Origin of the sequence: Shinella sp. WSJ-2, assembly GCF_003432075.1 — a bacterium.
Classification (GTDB): Bacteria; Pseudomonadota; Alphaproteobacteria; order Rhizobiales; family Rhizobiaceae; genus Shinella.
Genome location: NZ_QWBU01000003.1, coordinates 602,979 through 619,653 on the forward strand (window position 1 = coordinate 602,979; position 16,675 = coordinate 619,653).

General features: G+C 62.4%; 17 protein-coding genes and 1 tRNA gene. 11 read left to right on the forward strand and 7 right to left on the reverse strand.

The features are described 5' to 3' along the window. Positions 1–3: 3 nt before the first annotated feature. Positions 4–507, reverse strand: coding sequence for a cupin domain-containing protein (locus D0Y60_RS10610; protein ID WP_117369553.1), 504 nt, complete (start codon positions 505–507; stop codon positions 4–6). 196 nt (positions 508–703) lie between these two features. On the opposite strand from D0Y60_RS10610, the gene ribH reads away from it, so the two are divergent. The 4 genes from ribH to D0Y60_RS10630 all read left to right on the forward strand — a co-directional run bounded on the left by ribH (position 704) and on the right by D0Y60_RS10630 (position 5,211). Next, positions 704–1,165, forward strand: a complete 462-nt coding sequence (ribH, locus tag D0Y60_RS10615) for a 6,7-dimethyl-8-ribityllumazine synthase (RefSeq protein WP_117369555.1) — start codon at positions 704–706, stop codon at positions 1,163–1,165. Further along, positions 1,162–1,644, forward strand: coding sequence for a transcription antitermination factor NusB (gene nusB, locus D0Y60_RS10620; protein WP_117369558.1), 483 nt, complete (start codon positions 1,162–1,164; stop codon positions 1,642–1,644). Before ribH ends, nusB begins: the two co-directional genes overlap by 4 nt. A gap of 11 nt (positions 1,645–1,655) precedes the next feature. After that, positions 1,656–2,882: an MFS transporter gene (locus D0Y60_RS10625; protein WP_117369560.1), complete on the forward strand. Its 1,227-nt coding sequence runs from the start codon at positions 1,656–1,658 to the stop codon at positions 2,880–2,882. Positions 2,883–3,075: 193 nt separating this feature from the next. Then, positions 3,076–5,211, forward strand: a complete 2,136-nt coding sequence (locus tag D0Y60_RS10630) for a sodium-translocating pyrophosphatase (RefSeq protein ID WP_117369562.1) — start codon at positions 3,076–3,078, stop codon at positions 5,209–5,211. A gap of 76 nt (positions 5,212–5,287) precedes the next feature. Here the strand turns inward: D0Y60_RS10630 and D0Y60_RS10635 are convergent, their stop codons facing one another. Further along, complete coding sequence (locus tag D0Y60_RS10635; RefSeq protein WP_117369564.1) at positions 5,288–5,758, reverse strand: outer membrane protein assembly factor BamE; 471 nt, start codon at positions 5,756–5,758, stop codon at positions 5,288–5,290. A 152-nt stretch (positions 5,759–5,910) separates the two neighbouring features. Between D0Y60_RS10635 and D0Y60_RS10640 the strand changes: the two genes are divergently transcribed. The 7 genes from D0Y60_RS10640 (at position 5,911) to D0Y60_RS10670 (ending at position 12,064) form a co-directional block, all read left to right on the forward strand. After that, positions 5,911–6,465, forward strand: coding sequence for a ubiquinol-cytochrome C chaperone family protein (locus D0Y60_RS10640; protein ID WP_117369755.1), 555 nt, complete (start codon positions 5,911–5,913; stop codon positions 6,463–6,465). 21 nt (positions 6,466–6,486) lie between these two features. Further along, positions 6,487–7,041 (forward strand): YceD family protein, encoded by a 555-nt coding sequence (locus tag D0Y60_RS10645; RefSeq protein WP_117369566.1) that lies wholly within the window; start codon positions 6,487–6,489, stop codon positions 7,039–7,041. Between the two features lie 118 nt (positions 7,042–7,159). Then, on the forward strand, positions 7,160–8,218 hold the full coding sequence (gene plsX / locus D0Y60_RS10650) for a phosphate acyltransferase PlsX (RefSeq protein ID WP_117369757.1): 1,059 nt from the start codon (positions 7,160–7,162) through the stop codon (positions 8,216–8,218). 1 nt (position 8,219) lies between these two features. Further along, the gene (locus tag D0Y60_RS10655) at positions 8,220–9,191 is read left to right on the forward strand and encodes a beta-ketoacyl-ACP synthase III (protein WP_117369568.1); all 972 of its coding nucleotides are present in this window, start codon (positions 8,220–8,222) and stop codon (positions 9,189–9,191) included. A gap of 98 nt (positions 9,192–9,289) precedes the next feature. Then, on the forward strand, positions 9,290–9,628 hold the full coding sequence (locus D0Y60_RS10660; protein WP_117369570.1) for an integration host factor subunit alpha: 339 nt from the start codon (positions 9,290–9,292) through the stop codon (positions 9,626–9,628). Between the two features lie 228 nt (positions 9,629–9,856). Further along, positions 9,857–10,387, forward strand: a complete 531-nt coding sequence (locus D0Y60_RS10665; RefSeq protein WP_117369572.1) for a MerR family transcriptional regulator — start codon at positions 9,857–9,859, stop codon at positions 10,385–10,387. A 663-nt stretch (positions 10,388–11,050) separates the two neighbouring features. Beyond that, positions 11,051–12,064 carry a porin gene (locus D0Y60_RS10670; RefSeq protein WP_117369574.1) on the forward strand — a complete coding sequence of 338 codons (1,014 nt, stop codon included), beginning with the start codon at positions 11,051–11,053 and terminating at the stop codon, positions 12,062–12,064. A 92-nt stretch (positions 12,065–12,156) separates the two neighbouring features. Here the strand turns inward: D0Y60_RS10670 and D0Y60_RS10675 are convergent, their stop codons facing one another. From D0Y60_RS10675 to D0Y60_RS10695, 5 genes are all read right to left on the reverse strand, one after another. Beyond that, positions 12,157–12,408: a GlsB/YeaQ/YmgE family stress response membrane protein gene (locus D0Y60_RS10675; RefSeq protein ID WP_117369577.1), complete on the reverse strand. Its 252-nt coding sequence runs from the start codon at positions 12,406–12,408 to the stop codon at positions 12,157–12,159. Positions 12,409–12,525: 117 nt separating this feature from the next. Beyond that, positions 12,526–12,602 (reverse strand) — tRNA-Pro (locus tag D0Y60_RS10680). A gap of 87 nt (positions 12,603–12,689) precedes the next feature. After that, a complete protein-coding gene (locus tag D0Y60_RS10685) occupies positions 12,690–13,811 on the reverse strand; it encodes a glycosyltransferase family 4 protein (protein WP_117369579.1) in 1,122 nt (373 codons plus the stop codon). Between the two features lie 40 nt (positions 13,812–13,851). Further along, a complete protein-coding gene (locus tag D0Y60_RS10690) occupies positions 13,852–15,087 on the reverse strand; it encodes an O-antigen ligase family protein (protein ID WP_245409142.1) in 1,236 nt (411 codons plus the stop codon). Beyond that, positions 15,084–16,658, reverse strand: a complete 1,575-nt coding sequence (locus tag D0Y60_RS10695) for an undecaprenyl-phosphate glucose phosphotransferase (RefSeq protein WP_117369581.1) — start codon at positions 16,656–16,658, stop codon at positions 15,084–15,086. The genes D0Y60_RS10690 and D0Y60_RS10695 overlap by 4 nt, the downstream gene beginning before the upstream one ends. Positions 16,659–16,675: the final 17 nt, after the last annotated feature.

The following is a 16,675-nucleotide window of genomic DNA, read 5'->3' on the forward strand; positions in this document are numbered from 1 at the left end:
CGCTCACGCGCCGGGCTCGCCCTCCCAGTAATCGATCTCTTCGCCATGCCGGCGCATGCTGCTGAAAGTCGTCGGACCGCCGGTGGTCGGGCGGGTCTTTGCCAGGAACTTTCCAGAATCCGGATATTCGCAGATCTCGGTTGCTGCCATCGTGGAGATGGCGAGATATTTCAGCGGCACGGTGCCGGTATTGATGATCTGGTGCGCCGTTTCCGGCCCGCCGGCCGGCGCGCCAAGCACGTCGCCGGGGCCGAACAGGTGCCGCTCCTCGCCGAAACGATAGGTACCGTGGCCTTCCAGGATAACGAAAAGCTCGTCCTCGACATGGTGGTTGTGGAACGGACAGCTGGACTTGCCCGGCGGCACCTCGCTGTAGCCGATCCCAAGATTCTTCAGGCCGAGTGCCTTGCCGAAGGCCGTGTCAGTGCTTTCATAGAGACTGCCCTGCGTCCAGTGCTCCAGCTTCAATTTGGCAAGCGTGACGATGGGCGATGTTTGGGTGCTCATTCCTGTCTTCCTCTTGACAACGGCGCATCGTTCCCATTTCGTTCCGGGATGTCAATGCCGCGTACCGCACGGCACGCGGCGGGAAGGGCTCAAATGGCCGCATCCGGCGGAAAACTCTTGCCAAGCCCCGCCGGTCGTGGTTTGACCCCGCTTCCGCCCGCATTTGCGTAGCCTGCCTCCAATTTTCAGGTGATTCATGGCCAACACCGATAATCCCCATCTCCTCATCGTCGAGGCGCGCTTCTACGACGACATGGCCGATGCGATGCTCGACGGCGCCAAGGGCGCGCTCGATGCCGCCGGTGCCACCTATGACATCGTGACCGTCATGGGCGCGCTCGAAATCCCCGCCGCCATCGCCATGGCGCTCGATGGCATGGACAATGGCGGCAAGCTGTATGACGGTTTCGTCGCACTCGGCATGGTCATCCGTGGCGAGACCTATCATTTCGACATCGTCGCCAATGAATCGAGCCGGGCGCTCATGGATCTCGCCGTCAGCGAAAGCCTGCCGATCGGCAACGGCATCCTGACCGTCGAGAACGACGAACAGGCCTGGGCCCGCGCCCGCCGCTCGGAAGGCGACAAGGGTGGCTTTGCCGCCCGCGCGGCCCTGACGATGATCGACCTGAAGAAGAAACTGGGCGGCGAACAGTGAGCACGGACAAGGACCAGCAGCCGGTGAAGCCGGCCAACCAGCGCGGCGCGGCGCGTCTTGCCGCCGTGCAGGCGCTCTACCAGATGGATATCGGCGGTTCGGGCGTGCTCGAAGTCGTCGCCGAATACGAGACGCACCGGCTCGGCCAGGAAGTCGACGGCGATACCTATCTCAAGGCAGACGCCTCGTGGTTCCGCTCGATCGTCTCGGGCGTCGTGCGCGACCAGCGCATGCTCGACCCGCTGATCGGCACCGCCCTTCAGGACGACTGGGCGCTGTCGCGCCTCGATTCCACGGTGCGCGCCATCCTGCGCGCCGGCACCTTCGAGCTGAAGGAACGCAAGGACGTGCCGATCGCGGTGATCGTCACGGAATTTGTCGAGATTGCCAAGGCGTTCTTCGAGGATGAAGAGCCCAAACTGGTGAATGCGGTGCTGGACCGCATCGCCAAGCAGCTGCGGCCAGAGACACGCAAATAACGGTAGGCAGCATGAGCATGGGGTCGGTCGAAGGTCTTGAACGGGAGCTTTCGGCCGCACGCCGCAATGTCTTCCTGTTGATGTTTGCACAGGCGCTGCTTGCCTCGGCCGGGCCGATCGCCTTTTCCATCGGCGGGCTCGCCGGCTATAATCTGCTCGGCGAGGACAAATCGCTGGCGACGGCCCCGCTGACCGGGTTCAATATCGGCGTGGCGCTCGGCGCCGTCTTCGTGGCGATCGCCGCCCGCATGCTCGGCCGGGCCTATGGCTTCGTCGTCGGCGCCCTGATCGGCGCTGCTGGCGGTATTCTCGCGGCCATTGCGCTCTTCCGCAGCGATTTCTGGCTGTTTGCCGCTGGCTTCGTCCTGATCGGCATTTCCGGCGGCTTCACGCAGAAAATCCGCTTTGCGGCTGCCGATGCGTCGCCCTCCTTCTACAAGCCGCGCGCCATTTCCTGGATTCTGGCCGGCGGCGTCATTTCCGCCATCCTCGGCCCGCAGGTGGTGATCCTCACCAAAGACCTGTTCGAGCCGGTGCTGTTTGCCGGCGCCTTCGTGGCGCTCGCACCGCTCTGCCTGTCCGGCATCGTGCTTTTCCTCTTCCTGCGCCTGCCCGACCACAAGGCGGCGGGTGTCGCGAGCGGGCAGGCGGCGCGGCCGCTCGGCGAGATCGTGCTGACGCAGCGCTTCCTCACCGGCATGATCTGCGGCATCTCCACCTATGCGCTGATGACCTTCATGATGACCGGCGCGCCGCTTGCCATGGTCATCGGCTGCGGCTTCTCGCCGGAAATGGCGACACTCGGCATCCAGTGGCACGTGCTCGCCATGTTCGCGCCGAGCTTCTTCACGGGCATGCTGATCCAGCGTTTCGGCGCGGAGAAGGTCGTGGCCGCCGGTCTCGTTATCCTGATGAGCTGCGCGACCGTTGCCCATGCCGGCATCGCGCTCTGGAATTTCTGGGGCGCGCTGATCCTACTGGGCGTCGGCTGGAACTTCGGCTTCATCGGCTCCACCGCCATCGTCGCCTCCAGCTACCGGCCGCACGAGGCCGACAAGGTGCAAGGCTTCCACGACATCATCCTGTTCGGCGCGGTGGCGCTTGCGTCGTTCTCCTCAGGCAAGGTGTTCAACGCCTATGGCTGGCAGACGATCAACCTGCTGTTCTGGCCGATCACCGGCATCAGCCTTGGTCTCGTGCTGCTTTTGCTTTTGCGCAATCGCCGCGCCGCCGTCTAATCGGTTCAGGTCGGTCACCGCCAAAAAATCCGTTTTCTAGAAGCGGTTGCCGCAGTGCGGCGACTTGACGCAACCGATTCGCAAACGCACTCTGGCCGCGCGCCGGCCCCTGTCTTGTGAGGAGGCAAGCAGGAGCGGGCGCATATCGGCTGCGGGGAGAGGACCCCGTGGCTTCCTAGGAGGACAGAGCGAAATGACCATATTGTTTGGCGTTATCGCATGCGGGTTGCTTTCGGTGGTCTATGCCATCTGGGCGACACAGTCGGTGCTTGCCGCCGACCAGGGGAATGCCCGCATGCAGGAAATTGCAGGTTATATCCGGGAAGGGGCGCAGGCCTATCTCACCCGGCAGTACAAGACCATTGCGATCGTCGGTGTTGTCGTGTTCGTCGGCACCTGGCTGCTTCTTTCTGCTACGGCTGCCATCGGGTTCCTTATCGGCGCCGTCCTGTCTGGCGTTGCCGGGTTTATCGGCATGCATGTGTCCGTCCGCGCCAATGTGCGCACGGCGCAGGCCGCGTCCGTCAGCCTGTCCTCCGGCCTCGATATCGCCTTCAAGTCGGGTGCGATCACTGGCATGCTGGTGGCCGGTCTCGCTCTTCTCGGCGTATCCATCTATTACTGGGTACTCACCGGCGTTCTCGGCCAGGAGCCGGCCTCCCGCGAGGTCATCGATGCGCTTGTCGCGCTCGGCTTCGGCGCTTCGCTCATCTCCATCTTCGCCCGTCTGGGCGGCGGCATCTTCACCAAGGGTGCGGACGTCGGCGGCGACCTCGTCGGCAAGGTGGAAGCCGGCATTCCCGAAGACGACCCGCGCAACCCGGCAACCATCGCCGACAACGTTGGCGACAATGTCGGCGACTGCGCCGGCATGGCGGCCGACCTCTTCGAGACCTATGCGGTGACCGTCGTCGCCACCATGGTCCTCGCCGCCATCTTTTTTGCCGGCGCGCCGGTCCTGGCTTCGGCCATGATCTATCCGCTGGCTATCTGCGGCGCCTGCATCATCACCTCGATCATCGGCTCGTTTTTCGTCAAGCTCGGCTCGAACGGCTCGATCATGGGTGCCCTCTACAAGGGCCTCATCGTCACCGGCGTGCTGTCGGTTCTCGGCCTCGGCGCCGCGACCTCGCTGACGGTGGGCTGGGGCACCATCGGCACCGTCGCCGGCAAGGAGATCACCGGTACGAACCTCTTCATCTGCGGTCTTCTCGGCCTCGTGGTGACTGCGCTCATCGTGGTGATCACCGAATACTACACCGGCACCAACAAGCGCCCGGTGAACTCCATCGCCCAGGCCTCGGTGACCGGCCACGGCACCAACGTCATCCAGGGCCTCGCCGTTTCGCTGGAATCGACGGCTCTGCCGGCGATCGTCATCGTCGGCGGCATCATCGCCACCTACCAGCTCGCTGGCCTGTTCGGCACCGGCATCGCGGTGACGGGCATGCTCGGCATTGCCGGCATGATCGTGGCGCTCGATGCGTTCGGTCCGGTCACGGACAATGCCGGCGGCATCGCCGAAATGTCTCACCTGCCGCCGGAAGTGCGCAAGTCCACCGACGCGCTCGATGCCGTAGGCAACACGACCAAGGCCGTCACCAAGGGTTATGCGATCGGTTCGGCGGGTCTTGGCGCGCTGGTGCTCTTCGCCGCCTATTCGAACGACCTCGCTTACTTCGCCGCCAATGGCGACAAGTATCCCTACTTCGCCGACGTCGGCTCGATCTCCTTCGATCTCTCCAACCCCTATGTGGTGGCTGGCCTGATCTTTGGCGGTCTCATTCCCTACCTCTTCGGCGGTATCGCCATGACGGCCGTCGGCCGTGCGGCGGGGTCGATCGTCGAGGAAGTGCGCCGGCAGTTCCGCGAAAAGCCGGGCATCATGGCCGGCACGGAACGTCCGGATTACGGCCGCGCGGTCGATCTCCTGACCAAGGCGGCGATCCGGGAAATGGTCGTGCCGTCGCTTCTGCCGGTCTTGGCGCCGCTCGTCGTCTATTTCGGCGTGCTGCTGATATCAGGCTCGAAGGCCTCGGCCTTTGCGGCACTCGGTGCTTCGCTTCTCGGCGTCATCGTCAACGGCCTGTTCGTCGCGATCTCCATGACCTCGGGCGGCGGCGCCTGGGACAATGCCAAGAAGAGCTTCGAAGACGGTTTCGTCGACAAGGACGGCACGCGTCACCTGAAGGGTTCGGAAGCCCACAAGGCCTCCGTCACCGGCGACACCGTCGGCGACCCGTACAAGGACACGGCCGGCCCCGCCGTCAACCCGGCGATCAAGATCACCAATATCGTGGCCTTGCTGCTGCTCGCCGTTCTCGCCTGACCGGCACGGCGCTCAAAAGAAAGCCGCGGGGAGCGATTCCCGCGGCTTTTTGATTCCGTATGGAAGGAGCTGGTGCTTATTTCTGCGCGCCGAGCGCGTTCTGCACCATGCTGGCCGGGTTTGCGCCGCCCTTCAAGAGCTGGCCGAGGAAGGTGAGTTCGGCGCCGCCCGTCGGCGTGACGCGCGAGATCATGTCGAAGACCTTGCCGTCCTGCAGCGTGTAGTGCGCCAGGCGTTCCACATTGCCGTCCTTGTTGAAATAAACGGCGAGAATGCTTTGCTCGACGAGCTTCGGCTTCATGAAGGCGACCGGGCGGGTGCGCTTCTGCGAGACGTAGTAGAAGACTTCGTTGTCGAAGGTGGCGGTCGAGGACGGCGAGCCGAGCGACAGGAGAACCTGTTCGCGCGAGGAGCCGACCGGTGCCAGCGCCAGCGTCTGCTCGTCCACGATATAGCCCTGGTTCAGGACTTCGCCGGTGCCCTGGCAGCCTGCGAGAACGGACACGGAGAGGGTGGCGGCAATGGCGGCGTTACGCAACAGCTTCATCTTCACAGCATCTCTCTTCACAACATCCCAGGGACTATGATGGCCGCGCAGCCATTGCAATTCATGCCTGCTTCGGTAAACCAGCTTCAAGCCTCATGCAACATGACTTGCATGGGCACCATGGTTTGAATCGGGCAAAACTAGGCTTTATGATGATTTTCGGCCTGTTCGGCAAAAAAAACGGCAACCGGCGCATCGTCGAAAAGCAGTATGCGACACTGACGACGGCCGCGCGCCATCCCTATCTCTATGAAGCGCTTGACGTTCCCGACACCGTGATGGGCCGTTTTGAGATGCTGTCGGCGATGCTGATCCTCTACTTCCGTCGCACCCGCACGGGCGGCACATCGGGCCAGGAAATCGCCCAGGAGATCGTCGATGCCTTCTTTGAGGATGTCGATCATTCGATTCGCGAGCTCGGCGTCGGTGATGTCGGCGTGCCCAAGCGCATGAAGAAATTCGCCGGCATGTTTTATGGCCGGCTGGAATCCTATGCGGCGGCGCTCGATAGCGGCAACCGTGAGGGGCTTGCGGCAGCGCTCCGGCGCAACATCTACCCGGAAGCAGGCGAGGGCGCGCCTGTCATGGCGGGGCTTGCGGACTATCTCTTCGCGGCCGAAACGGCGATGGCCGCGGTCAGCGACGATGACATCAAGACGGGCGTGCTCGCGGTTCTCGAGCCCGGCCGCAACGAACACGCCGCCTGAGGGCGGCCGGAAGGCGATACCATGAAGAAAGACGACGAACCGCCGTTCTCCTACCTGGTCAAGGTCGGCCACATCTCGGCGAACCCTGTCGAGGTGACGTTGAGCGCGAATGACAAGGAGCGGGCCGGTCTGGCAGAACTCTGGTCAGTACTCGAGGTGAAGGCGCTTGCCGCGACCTTCACCGTGCAGCGCTGGAAGCGGGACGGCGTGCGCCTCAAGGGCCGCGTCGCGGCAGATATCGTGCAGGCCTGCGTAGTGACGCTCGATCCCGTCGAGGCTCATATCGACGAGCCGGTCGAAGCTGTCTTCGTGCCGGAAGGATCGAAGCTTGCGCGCATGCCGGTTTCCATCGAGACCGGTGAAATGCTGCTCGATCCGAACGGGCCGGACGCGCCGGAAATCTTCACCGGCGACACGATCGACGCCGGTGCGGTGGCGGCCGAATATGCGGCGCTTGCCATCGAACCCTATCCGCGCAAGCCTGATATCGCCTTTTCCGGCCATATCGAAAGCAGCGACAAGGATGACAAAAAACCGTCGCCTTTTGCCGTTCTGAAGGACTGGAAAAAAGACTGAACGGCTCCATGAGCGCCTGATAATTCAGTTGTGCACCCCGCGAAAAGCGGTATTTTGGCGCAATTCCGCTGCGGTGGCTTCTCCGCCGCTGGAAAACGAAAAGCAAGGCAAGACACGCGTGGTCAGAATTTCCGTCGACGTCATGGGAGGCGATTTCGGTCCGAAGGTCGCTATCCCTGGCGCAGCCAAGGCCCTTGAGCGCCATCCCGAAATCCGCTTCGTCCTTTTCGGCAATGCCGCCGAGTGCGAACCCCTCCTGGCGCAGCATCCGAAGCTGAAGGCCGCGAGCACCTTCCATCACTGCGACGTCGCCGTCGCGATGGACGAGAAGCCGAGCCAGGCCTTGCGTCGCGGCCGTGGGAAATCCTCCATGTGGCAGGCTGTCGATGCGGTCGCCAAGGACCAGGCCGACGTCGCGGTTTCCGCCGGCAATACCGGCGCGCTGATGGCCATGTCGAAGTTCTGCCTGCGCATGATGGCCAATATCGAGCGCCCGGCGATCGCCGGCATCTGGCCGACGTTGAAGGGCGAGAGCATCGTGCTCGACATCGGCGCGACGATCGGCGCCGATGCCAACCAGCTGTTCGACTTCGCGTTGATGGGCGGCGCCATGGCGCGCGCGCTGTTTGAGATCGACAAGCCGACGCTTGGCCTGCTCAATGTCGGCGTGGAGGAGATCAAGGGCCAGGAAGAGGTGAAGGCTGCCGGTCAGCTGATCCGCGAGGCCAATTTCGACACGATCGACTATTATGGCTTCGTGGAAGGCGACGATATCGGTCGCGGTACAGTGGACGTGGTGGTGACGGAAGGTTTTGCCGGCAACATCGCGCTCAAGGCGGCGGAAGGCACGGCGCGGCAGATCGCGGAATATCTGCGTGCCGCGATGTCGCGCACCTGGCTCGCCAAGCTCGGCTACATCCTGGCCAAGAGCGCCTTCGATCGGGTGCGCGAGAAGATGGATCCGCGCAAGGTCAATGGCGGTGTCTTCCTCGGCCTCAACGGCATCGTCATTAAGAGCCATGGCGGCACGGATGCCGAGGGTTTTGCGGCCGCCGTCGATGTCGGCTACGACATGGCACGCAACGGCCTGAAGCAGAAGATCGAAAATGATTTGCAGAAGTATCATGCCGGCCGCCCTGTTGAAGGCGCTGCCCAGGGCATGAGCGACGAGGTATAGAATGATCCGTTCAGTGGTCCGCGGTTTCGGAACAGCGCTTCCGAAGCGGGTGCTCACCAATGCCGAACTGGAAAGCATGGTCGACACGTCCGATGAATGGATCGTGCAGCGCACCGGCATCCAGCAGCGCTACATCGCAGGCGAGGGTGAAACGACCGCCTCGCTCGGCGAAGGTGCGGCACGCGCCGCCTTGGACAAGGCCGGCCTGACGGCTGCCGACATCGACCTGATCATCGTCGCGACCTCGACGCCGGACAATACTTTTCCGGCCACCGCGGTCAACATCCAGAACCGCCTGGGCATGCATCACGGCTTCGCCTTCGATCTCCAAGCGGTCTGTTCCGGCTTCGTCTATGCCGTGACCACGGCGGATGCCTATATCCGCGGCGGCCTCGCCAAGCGCGTGCTGGTCATCGGTACGGAAACCTTCTCGCGCATCCTCGACTGGACGGATCGCACGACCTGCGTGCTGTTCGGCGACGGCGCCGGCGCCATCGTTCTCGAAGCGCGGGAGGGCACGGGGACCAATACGGACCGTGGCGTGCTGACGACGCAACTGCGCTCCGACGGTGCGCACCGCGACAAGCTCTTCGTCGATGGCGGCCCGTCCACGACAGGCACGGTCGGCCACCTGCGCATGGAAGGCCGCGAGGTCTTCAAACATGCCGTGGGCATGATCACCGACGTGGTTTACTCCTCCTTCGATGCGACTGGCCTCACGGCCGACGATATCGATTGGCTGGTGCCGCATCAGGCTAACAAGCGCATTATCGACGGCTCGGCCAAGAAACTTGGCATTCCCCTGGAAAAGGTCGTCGTGACCGTAGACCAGCACGGCAACACGTCGGCCGCATCGATTCCCCTGGCGCTGGCTGCTGCGGCAAGCGACGGGCGAATCAAGGAAGGAGATATCGTGCTCCTGGAAGCCATGGGCGGCGGCTTTACCTGGGGCGCGGTGCTGCTTCGCTGGTAGGCGAGGGTGTTGCCGTCGCACCGCTTGACCGAAGGGGGCAAGGACAATACTCTCCTGCCACTAAGCATGCGCTTTCAATGGGAAATCGGTGAGGGACGATGAGCGGCAAGACGGTGACACGCGCAGATTTGGCCGAATCGGTTTTCCGTAAGGTCGGCCTTTCCAGAACTGAATCGGCGGAGCTTGTCGAAACCGTGATCGACGAGATCTGCAATGCCATCGTCCGGGGCGAGAGTGTCAAGCTTTCTTCCTTCGCGACCTTTCAGGTGCGCGACAAGAACGAGCGCATCGGCCGCAATCCGAAGACGGGCGAGGAGGTGCCGATCTCGCCGCGCCGCGTCATGACCTTCAAGGCTTCGAACGTGCTGAAGCAGCGGGTGCTGAAGCAGCACCTTGCGCGCAAGGCCAAGCAGAAACCGGCGTCTCCAGCGTCCTGAGCGACGAATCGGCGATTTTCCTCCGTCATTGTAACGCTGGACGACGGCAACTAGTCGCGAGGGACGTGGTGCTCGCCACCGCGCGCGAGTGGGATTCGGTGTTTTTTGCTTCGGTTCATGCCCGTCAGGCAATTTGAAACTTGAATATCGTCTGGCAACCCGCTGAAATGAAAGCGACTCGGCGCCGTTTCTGCTAGAAAGGCGTTGCTAGCTTTCATCGAGGACACAATGGACAAGAGTCCGGACGCTTTCCGCACCATCAGCGAGGTCGCCGACGATCTCGACCTGCCGCAGCACGTGCTGCGCTTCTGGGAGACGCGCTTCACGCAGATCAAGCCGATGAAGCGTGGCGGCGGACGACGGTATTATCGTCCCGAAGACGTGGATCTCCTAAAGGGCATCCGTCATCTGCTCTATGATCATGGCTACACGATCAAGGGCGTGCAGAAGCTCTTGAAGCTCAACGGCAACAAGTTCGTCGCGGCGATCGCCAGCGGCGATCTGGCGACTGTCGAGGCGCTGGCGGCGGCAAGCCACGAGGAACCGACGCCGCCCAAGGCCGGCAGCGACGAGGACCAGATCGTCGGCCGCGCCAAGGCCCCGAGCAGCCGCCGTTTCTTCTCCTTCGTCGGCGGCGGTGACGATGCGCCGGAAATCTCGCTCGGCAAGACCAGCGTGGGCAAGGAAGACCGCGCCCTATTGCAGGAGGCGCTCTACGATCTTCTCGAATGCAAGCGCTTGCTCGACCAGGTGCGCTGATCGATAGATTCATTAGACCTATGATCCTGCGGCCGCGCATGGTTGCCTCCCGTGAGAGGCGACTGACGGGCCGATTGAACAACATTGCACGTGATGCGCTTGGAGCGCCCCAGGCTCGCGAGCAACAGCAGCGTTGCTGACGGGAGGGCGGGAGGATCTGCCTTCGACGTTGATTTCCCCTGGTGACGCGAAAACTCGAATGATTCACCGCTCCCCTTTGTCATGCCGCGAGTGGCTCCCGGCACACTTCGTATTGCCGTCAACCTGCCATGCACTGATGACGATCAAACAGATGAGTCGATGCGAGTCGAGTGGTTGTACGCCCTGGTAGCTTCGCGTTTGCCTGAATCTGTCACGAAATACTCCATCACAGGATGTATTCGGCGCCGTTATAGTATTGAAATAACTTCATAAAATTCACAAAAGATCGTCATGAAACTGTCGCATGCGCGAAATGCGTGTCTTTCGGGCAACGCTCCGATCATCCCCGTCGTCACACTTCAGTCACAATTCGCTTTGGCGATTGAGGCCATTTTTCGTCTGGGTAATTTCCCGCCAGCCGGCTGCGGGATTGCACTTCCGCCTGCCCGGTGGCCGGGGCATCCGCGAGGCATATCGTCTTGCGGAGAGGGGTCCGGCTCCATGATCAAACGGAGAGTAAAAATGAACATCAAGGGCTTTCTCATCGGCTCCGCCGCTGCCCTCGTTACGGTTTCGGGCGCTCACGCCGCAGACGCTATCGTCGCTGCCGAGCCCGAGCCGATGGAATATGTTCGCGTCTGCGATGCGTTCGGCACGGGTTACTTCTATATCCCGGGCACGGAAACCTGCCTCAAGATCGGCGGCTACGTTCGCATGGACGTCCGCGGCGGCGAACTTCTCGGCCTCAATGCCAATGAGGCAAACGGTTCGCTCGGCGACGAATGGGACACGCGTTCGCGCTTCGATCTGCGCCTCTCGACGGCTTCAGACACCGAATACGGCGCGCTGAAAACCTACAGCGAACTTCGCTTCAACTGGCGTCAGGGCAACAACACGGTTGAAGTTAAGCACGCCTATATCGACCTCGCCGGCTTCCGCGTGGGTAAGACCGATTCCGCGTTCATCACTTTCACCGATTACGCCGGCTCCGTTCTCATCGACGACCTGATCGATTTCGGTACCGACGACACCAATGTCATCCAGTACAACTACAAGTCCGACAACGGCATCACCGCCGTTCTCTCGCTTGAAGATTTTGCTGATGCCGGTAACGACTACGTCCCGAACATCGTTGGCGGCGTCGGCTACGCTGGTGAATCCTTCAAGGCCCGCGTCCTTGGCGGTTATGACTCGAGCCTTGAAGAAGGCGCGATCAAGGCTCGTCTCGATGGTGACTTCGGCAGCTTCTCGGCCTTCGTTATGGCCGGTTGGAACACCAATGGCGACTTCCGAAACGACTATGCGACCTGGGATGGCGATTGGGCTGTCTGGGGTGGTGCATCGGTCGGCCTGACCGACCGTGTCAAGCTCAACGCACAACTCGCTTACGACGACAGCGAAACCTTCGTTGCCAATGCCAACGTCGCCTTCACGGTCGTTCCGGGCTTCGTCGTTACGCCGGAAGTGGTCTATCGCGACCGCGACGCCGATGGCAGCGCATGGGGCGGTATCGTCCGCTTCCAGCGCTCGTTCTAAGTTAGCCTGATCCTCCAGTCGGCTAACGGCCCGGCCTCGTACATACGGGGCCGGGCTCGTTTTTTTTGATATAGATCGTGACGCGAGTGGTGTCAGCGCCTTATGGCGCGCGCAATGGCAATCAGGATACAGGCTCCGATAAAGCCTGCGATCAGGTAACCGATCCAGCCGCCGAGCGACACACCGATCAGGCTGAGCAGGAGGTTTGCCACGGCCGCGCCGACAATGCCGAGAACGATGTTCATCAGCACGCCCATATTGCTCTTCATGAACATTTCGGCGAGCCAGCCGGCGATACCGCCGATGATGATCGCTGCAATCCAGCCTACGCTTGCGTCTTCCATTTCAATCTCCTCAAGCCTTGAAAGCCACCCGGTGCGAATAGCCGGCCGAGAAACGCGCAAACCGCCGCAAAGTTCCATTAGAGAACTGCGATTGTGGGGAGGATTTAGGAAGGAAAATGGTCGGAATGGCGGGATTCGAACCCACGACCCCTTGACCCCCAGTCAAGTGCGCTACCGGGCTGCGCTACATTCCGGACCGACGAAACCCCTATAGTCTCGGTCCTTTCGATGCAAGCCCAAAAAATCGGCTTGGTGGCAAATGTGGATAATTGTGTTCGGCCTCAGGCGATCAGTCCGCGGTAGAGCGCTTCTGTTTCGCCGATCATGCGGTCCAGACCGTAGCCGTGGCTTCGAATGAGCGCGGCCTCGGTATGGCGTGCGAGGCGGTCTGGATCGGCAAGGCGCAACATTGCGGCTGCGAAGCGTTCGGGATCGTCCTGGTTTTCCACGAGCACGCCATTTTCGCCGTCCTTCAGCACCATGGAGGCGCCGCCGACATCGGTGAGGACCATCGGCTTGCCGGCGGCGGCGGCTTCCAGCATCACGTAGGACATTGCTTCGTAGCGGCTCGGCATGGCCAGCACGTCGATGGCGGCCATGGCCTGCGGCCCCGTGAAGCGCGCGGTGAGGCAGATGCGCTCGGCATAGCCGCTCGCTGCGATCTGGCGACGGACGGCGTCTTCCATTTCACCCGTCCCTACCATCAGGAGATGCGCATTCGGTACGCGGGCGGCGAAATGCTGGAAGGCGGCGATGAGGCGTTCGGGAGCCTTCTGATGGCAGAGGCGGCCGACGAAACCAAAGAGCAGGGCGTTCGCGGGAATGGCAAGGGCGGCGCGCACGGCGTCGCGCAGGTCTGCCGGTGGCGTCTTCACGCCGTTGACGACGATCGACAGTTTTTCGCGCGGCATGCCCAGCGCACGGGCGTGAGCGTATTCATCGGCTGAGACGCAGATGAGGCGGTCGGTGAAAGCGCGGGCCAGCAGCTTCTCGATCGAGCCGTAGACCTTGCGGCCGAGATTGCCTAGGCTGGGATCCATGGTGCGGAAGGCGTGTGGCGTATAGACACGCGCGACGTGCCGGCCCGGCAGGCGCAGGCGCGACAGCGCGCCGGCCTTGGAGGAATGGCCATGGATGATGTCGAGCGGACCGGCGCGGCGCATAACGGCGCGCAGCGCGCGCCACGCGGCGAGATCGGACGGTCCGGGCGATCGCGCCATGGCGACTGAATGCACGCCGGCGAGATCGAGCGACAGCAATTCCTCGACGAATCGTTCCTCGGCACGCAGAGGCGAATAGACGGCGTGCACGACATGGCCGCGCGCTTGCATGCCGCGGCAAAGGTCGATGAAATGCCGGCCGGAGCCGCCACCGCTCGGCTCCAGCACCTGCATAAGACGCATGGGCCGCAGGGTCCTGTCCTTAGAGGTCGTCATGATGCGATCAGCCCGATCCGGTCTTTCTGTTGTGACGTTTTTCGAGCGCGATGCACCCCCAGAGCACGCCGATCTGCAGATAGGCGTGGCGCCAGTGGTCCGTGTCGATGACGAAGCCGATGGCCGTGTGCCCGACCACGGTGATAAAGGCGATCATCAGGTAGGGTTGCCAGGGCCGGTTGCGCAGAAGCAGTTTGAACCCGGCCCAAAGGCTCGAGATGATCAGGGTGAAATAGCAGGCGAAACCGAGCCAGCCGTAGGTGGTCAGCGACTTCAGCCATATATTGTGCTCGTCTTCCGGAAAGATTTTGCTGAACGTCATGGGGCCGATGCCGAGCGGCTTTTCCATGGCCATCAGGAAGCCGATGCGGTGGCGGTCGAAGCGGCCGAGATGACCGCCGTCATATTCCTGGACGAGCTGGGTGCGGCTAGAGAACAGATCGGAGACCTTGTCAAATTGCAGGGCGACAATCAGCGCGAGGATCATCATGCCGGCGGCCGAAAGGCTCAAGACCAGGATCTTCAGGCGGAAGGCGCCGGTGCGCTCCTTCAGGAGCATGATGAAGACAAGAGCGACCACCGAGAAGAGGTAGAGCCCCCAGGCTGCGCGGGAAAACGAGAGAAACAGGCCGAGTGCGAGGATGAGCAGGCCGATGATCTTCAACGGCGCGCCGAGGATGCGGCCGGCGAGCAGGCCGTGCACGAGATAGAGCGAGGGGGCGACGAGGAAGGGCCCGAAGACGTTCGGATCCTGGAAGGCGCCCTTGGCACGATCGTAGAGCGTGAACGCCTCGCTGCCGGGAAAGGCATGGAAATAGCCGAGGATGCCCAGCAGTGACGTGATGATGGCGCTCGCCACCCAAGCGCGGAAGATAAGCTCCAGTCGCTCATGCTTGGCCTCGACGATGGAGGCGAAGAAGATGCTGGAAAGCGCCAGGAACAGCGAGACGGCGATGTACATCGGTCCGATCGAAAGATCGTCCAGCACCGTCAGCGACAGCATGCCGCCGACATTGAACAACAGGATGAGCACGACGAGCGGCGCAATGTAGCGCGAGATGCGCAAGCCGACGATCGCCCAGAGGCCGATGAGGCCCGCCATGAAGACTTCATAGGGCGCGGGTTCGCTGATGACGAAGCCCGAGAGGAACACGCCCACCGTGACCAGCATCGAACCCACAATGCCGACGGCCGCAGTCTGCGGCCGAAAGGGGGGGGCATAGGGGAGGGCCGCGTCGCTCAATAGGCATTTTCCGTGTTGAGCAGGCGGAAGGGCGTCAACACCAGGATTTTCAGATCCAGCCAGAGCGACCAGTTCTCAATGTAGTAGAGGTCGAATTCCGTGCGGAAGCGGATCTTGTCGTCATGGTCGATTTCGCCGCGCCAGCCGTTGATCTGCGCCCAGCCGGTGACGCCGGGCTTGACGCGGTGGCGGGCGAAGTAGCCCTCGACGACATCGACATATTTGCGGTCGTGCGACTGCGCCTGAATGGCATGCGGGCGCGGGCCGACGAGGGAAAGCTCGCCCTTCAGCACGTTGAAGATCTGCGGTAGCTCGTCAATCGAGGATTTGCGGATGAAGCGGCCGACCGGGGTCACGCGGGGGTCGCCCTTCGTCACCGCGGCGCGGGCCGTCGGGTCGGAGAGATGCGTGTACATCGAGCGGAACTTGTAGACTTCGATGATCTCGTTGTTAAAGCCGTGGCGCTTCTGCTTGAAGAGGATGGGGCCGGGCGACGAGAGTTTTACGGCCAGTGCCGCGCCCAGGAAGACCGGCCAGAGCAGGAGAAGCGCCACGACCGAGAAGAAGATGTCGAAGATGCGCTTGGCGACATTGTCCCAGTCGGCGATCGGCTTGTCGAAGATGTCGAGCATCGGCAGGCTGCCGACCTGCGAATAGCTGCGCGGACGGAAGCGCAGGCCCTTGGCGTGGGCGGCAAGGCGGATATCGACGGGCAGGACCCAGAGCTTCTTGAGGAGTTGCAGGATGCGCGCCTCGGCCGAGAGCGGCAGCGAGATGATCAGCATGTCGATGCGCGCGAGACGGGCGAATTCGACGAGTTCGGCGACATTGCCGAGCTTGGGATAGCCGGCGATGATGGAGGGCGAGCGGCGTTCGTCGCGATCGTCGAAGATGCCGCAGATGCGGATGTCGTTTTCCGGCTGGTGCTCAAGCGTGCGGATGAGTTCCTTGGCCGGCTCGCCGCCGCCGACGATCACAGCGCGGCGCTCCATGGTGCCGTTTCTGGCCCAGCGGCGGATCGAATAGGCGATGATCTGGCGCTCGATGAGCAGATAGACGGCGCCGGCGGCGAACCACGAGGCAAACCAGACGCGGGAATATTCCTCGCCCGATTTGAAGAAAAAGACGACCAGCGCCATCGCGCCGAAGGCGGCGGCCCAGGCGGCGAGAATACGCGGTGTCATACGCCAGGGCGAGCGCAGCGCCGGCACCTGGTAGGCGTCGGCCAGTTGCAGCAGGAACACGCCGACGGCCGAGCCGCCGAACATCACCGACAGGTAGAAGATCGTGACGCCATGGCTCCCGGCGCTGACATAAAGAAGATGAATGGCATAGCCGACAGCGAGGAGTGCGCCGAATTCGAGCAGGCGCAGCAGGCCGATGATCATGCTTGGCGAATAGGTGTCGGCGCGGAACTGCAGCGCGATTTTCTGGGCGAGCGGATTCAACTCGACCGTCTTGCCGCCATCGTAATCCGATGCGCTGCCGCTGGTCGCGATGGTCCGAATTTCGGAAACTTTCCGCCTCAGTTCTTCGGGGTCGAAGGAGTCGGGTTTGTCGACATGGTTCATGGCACGCACCTGTGGGA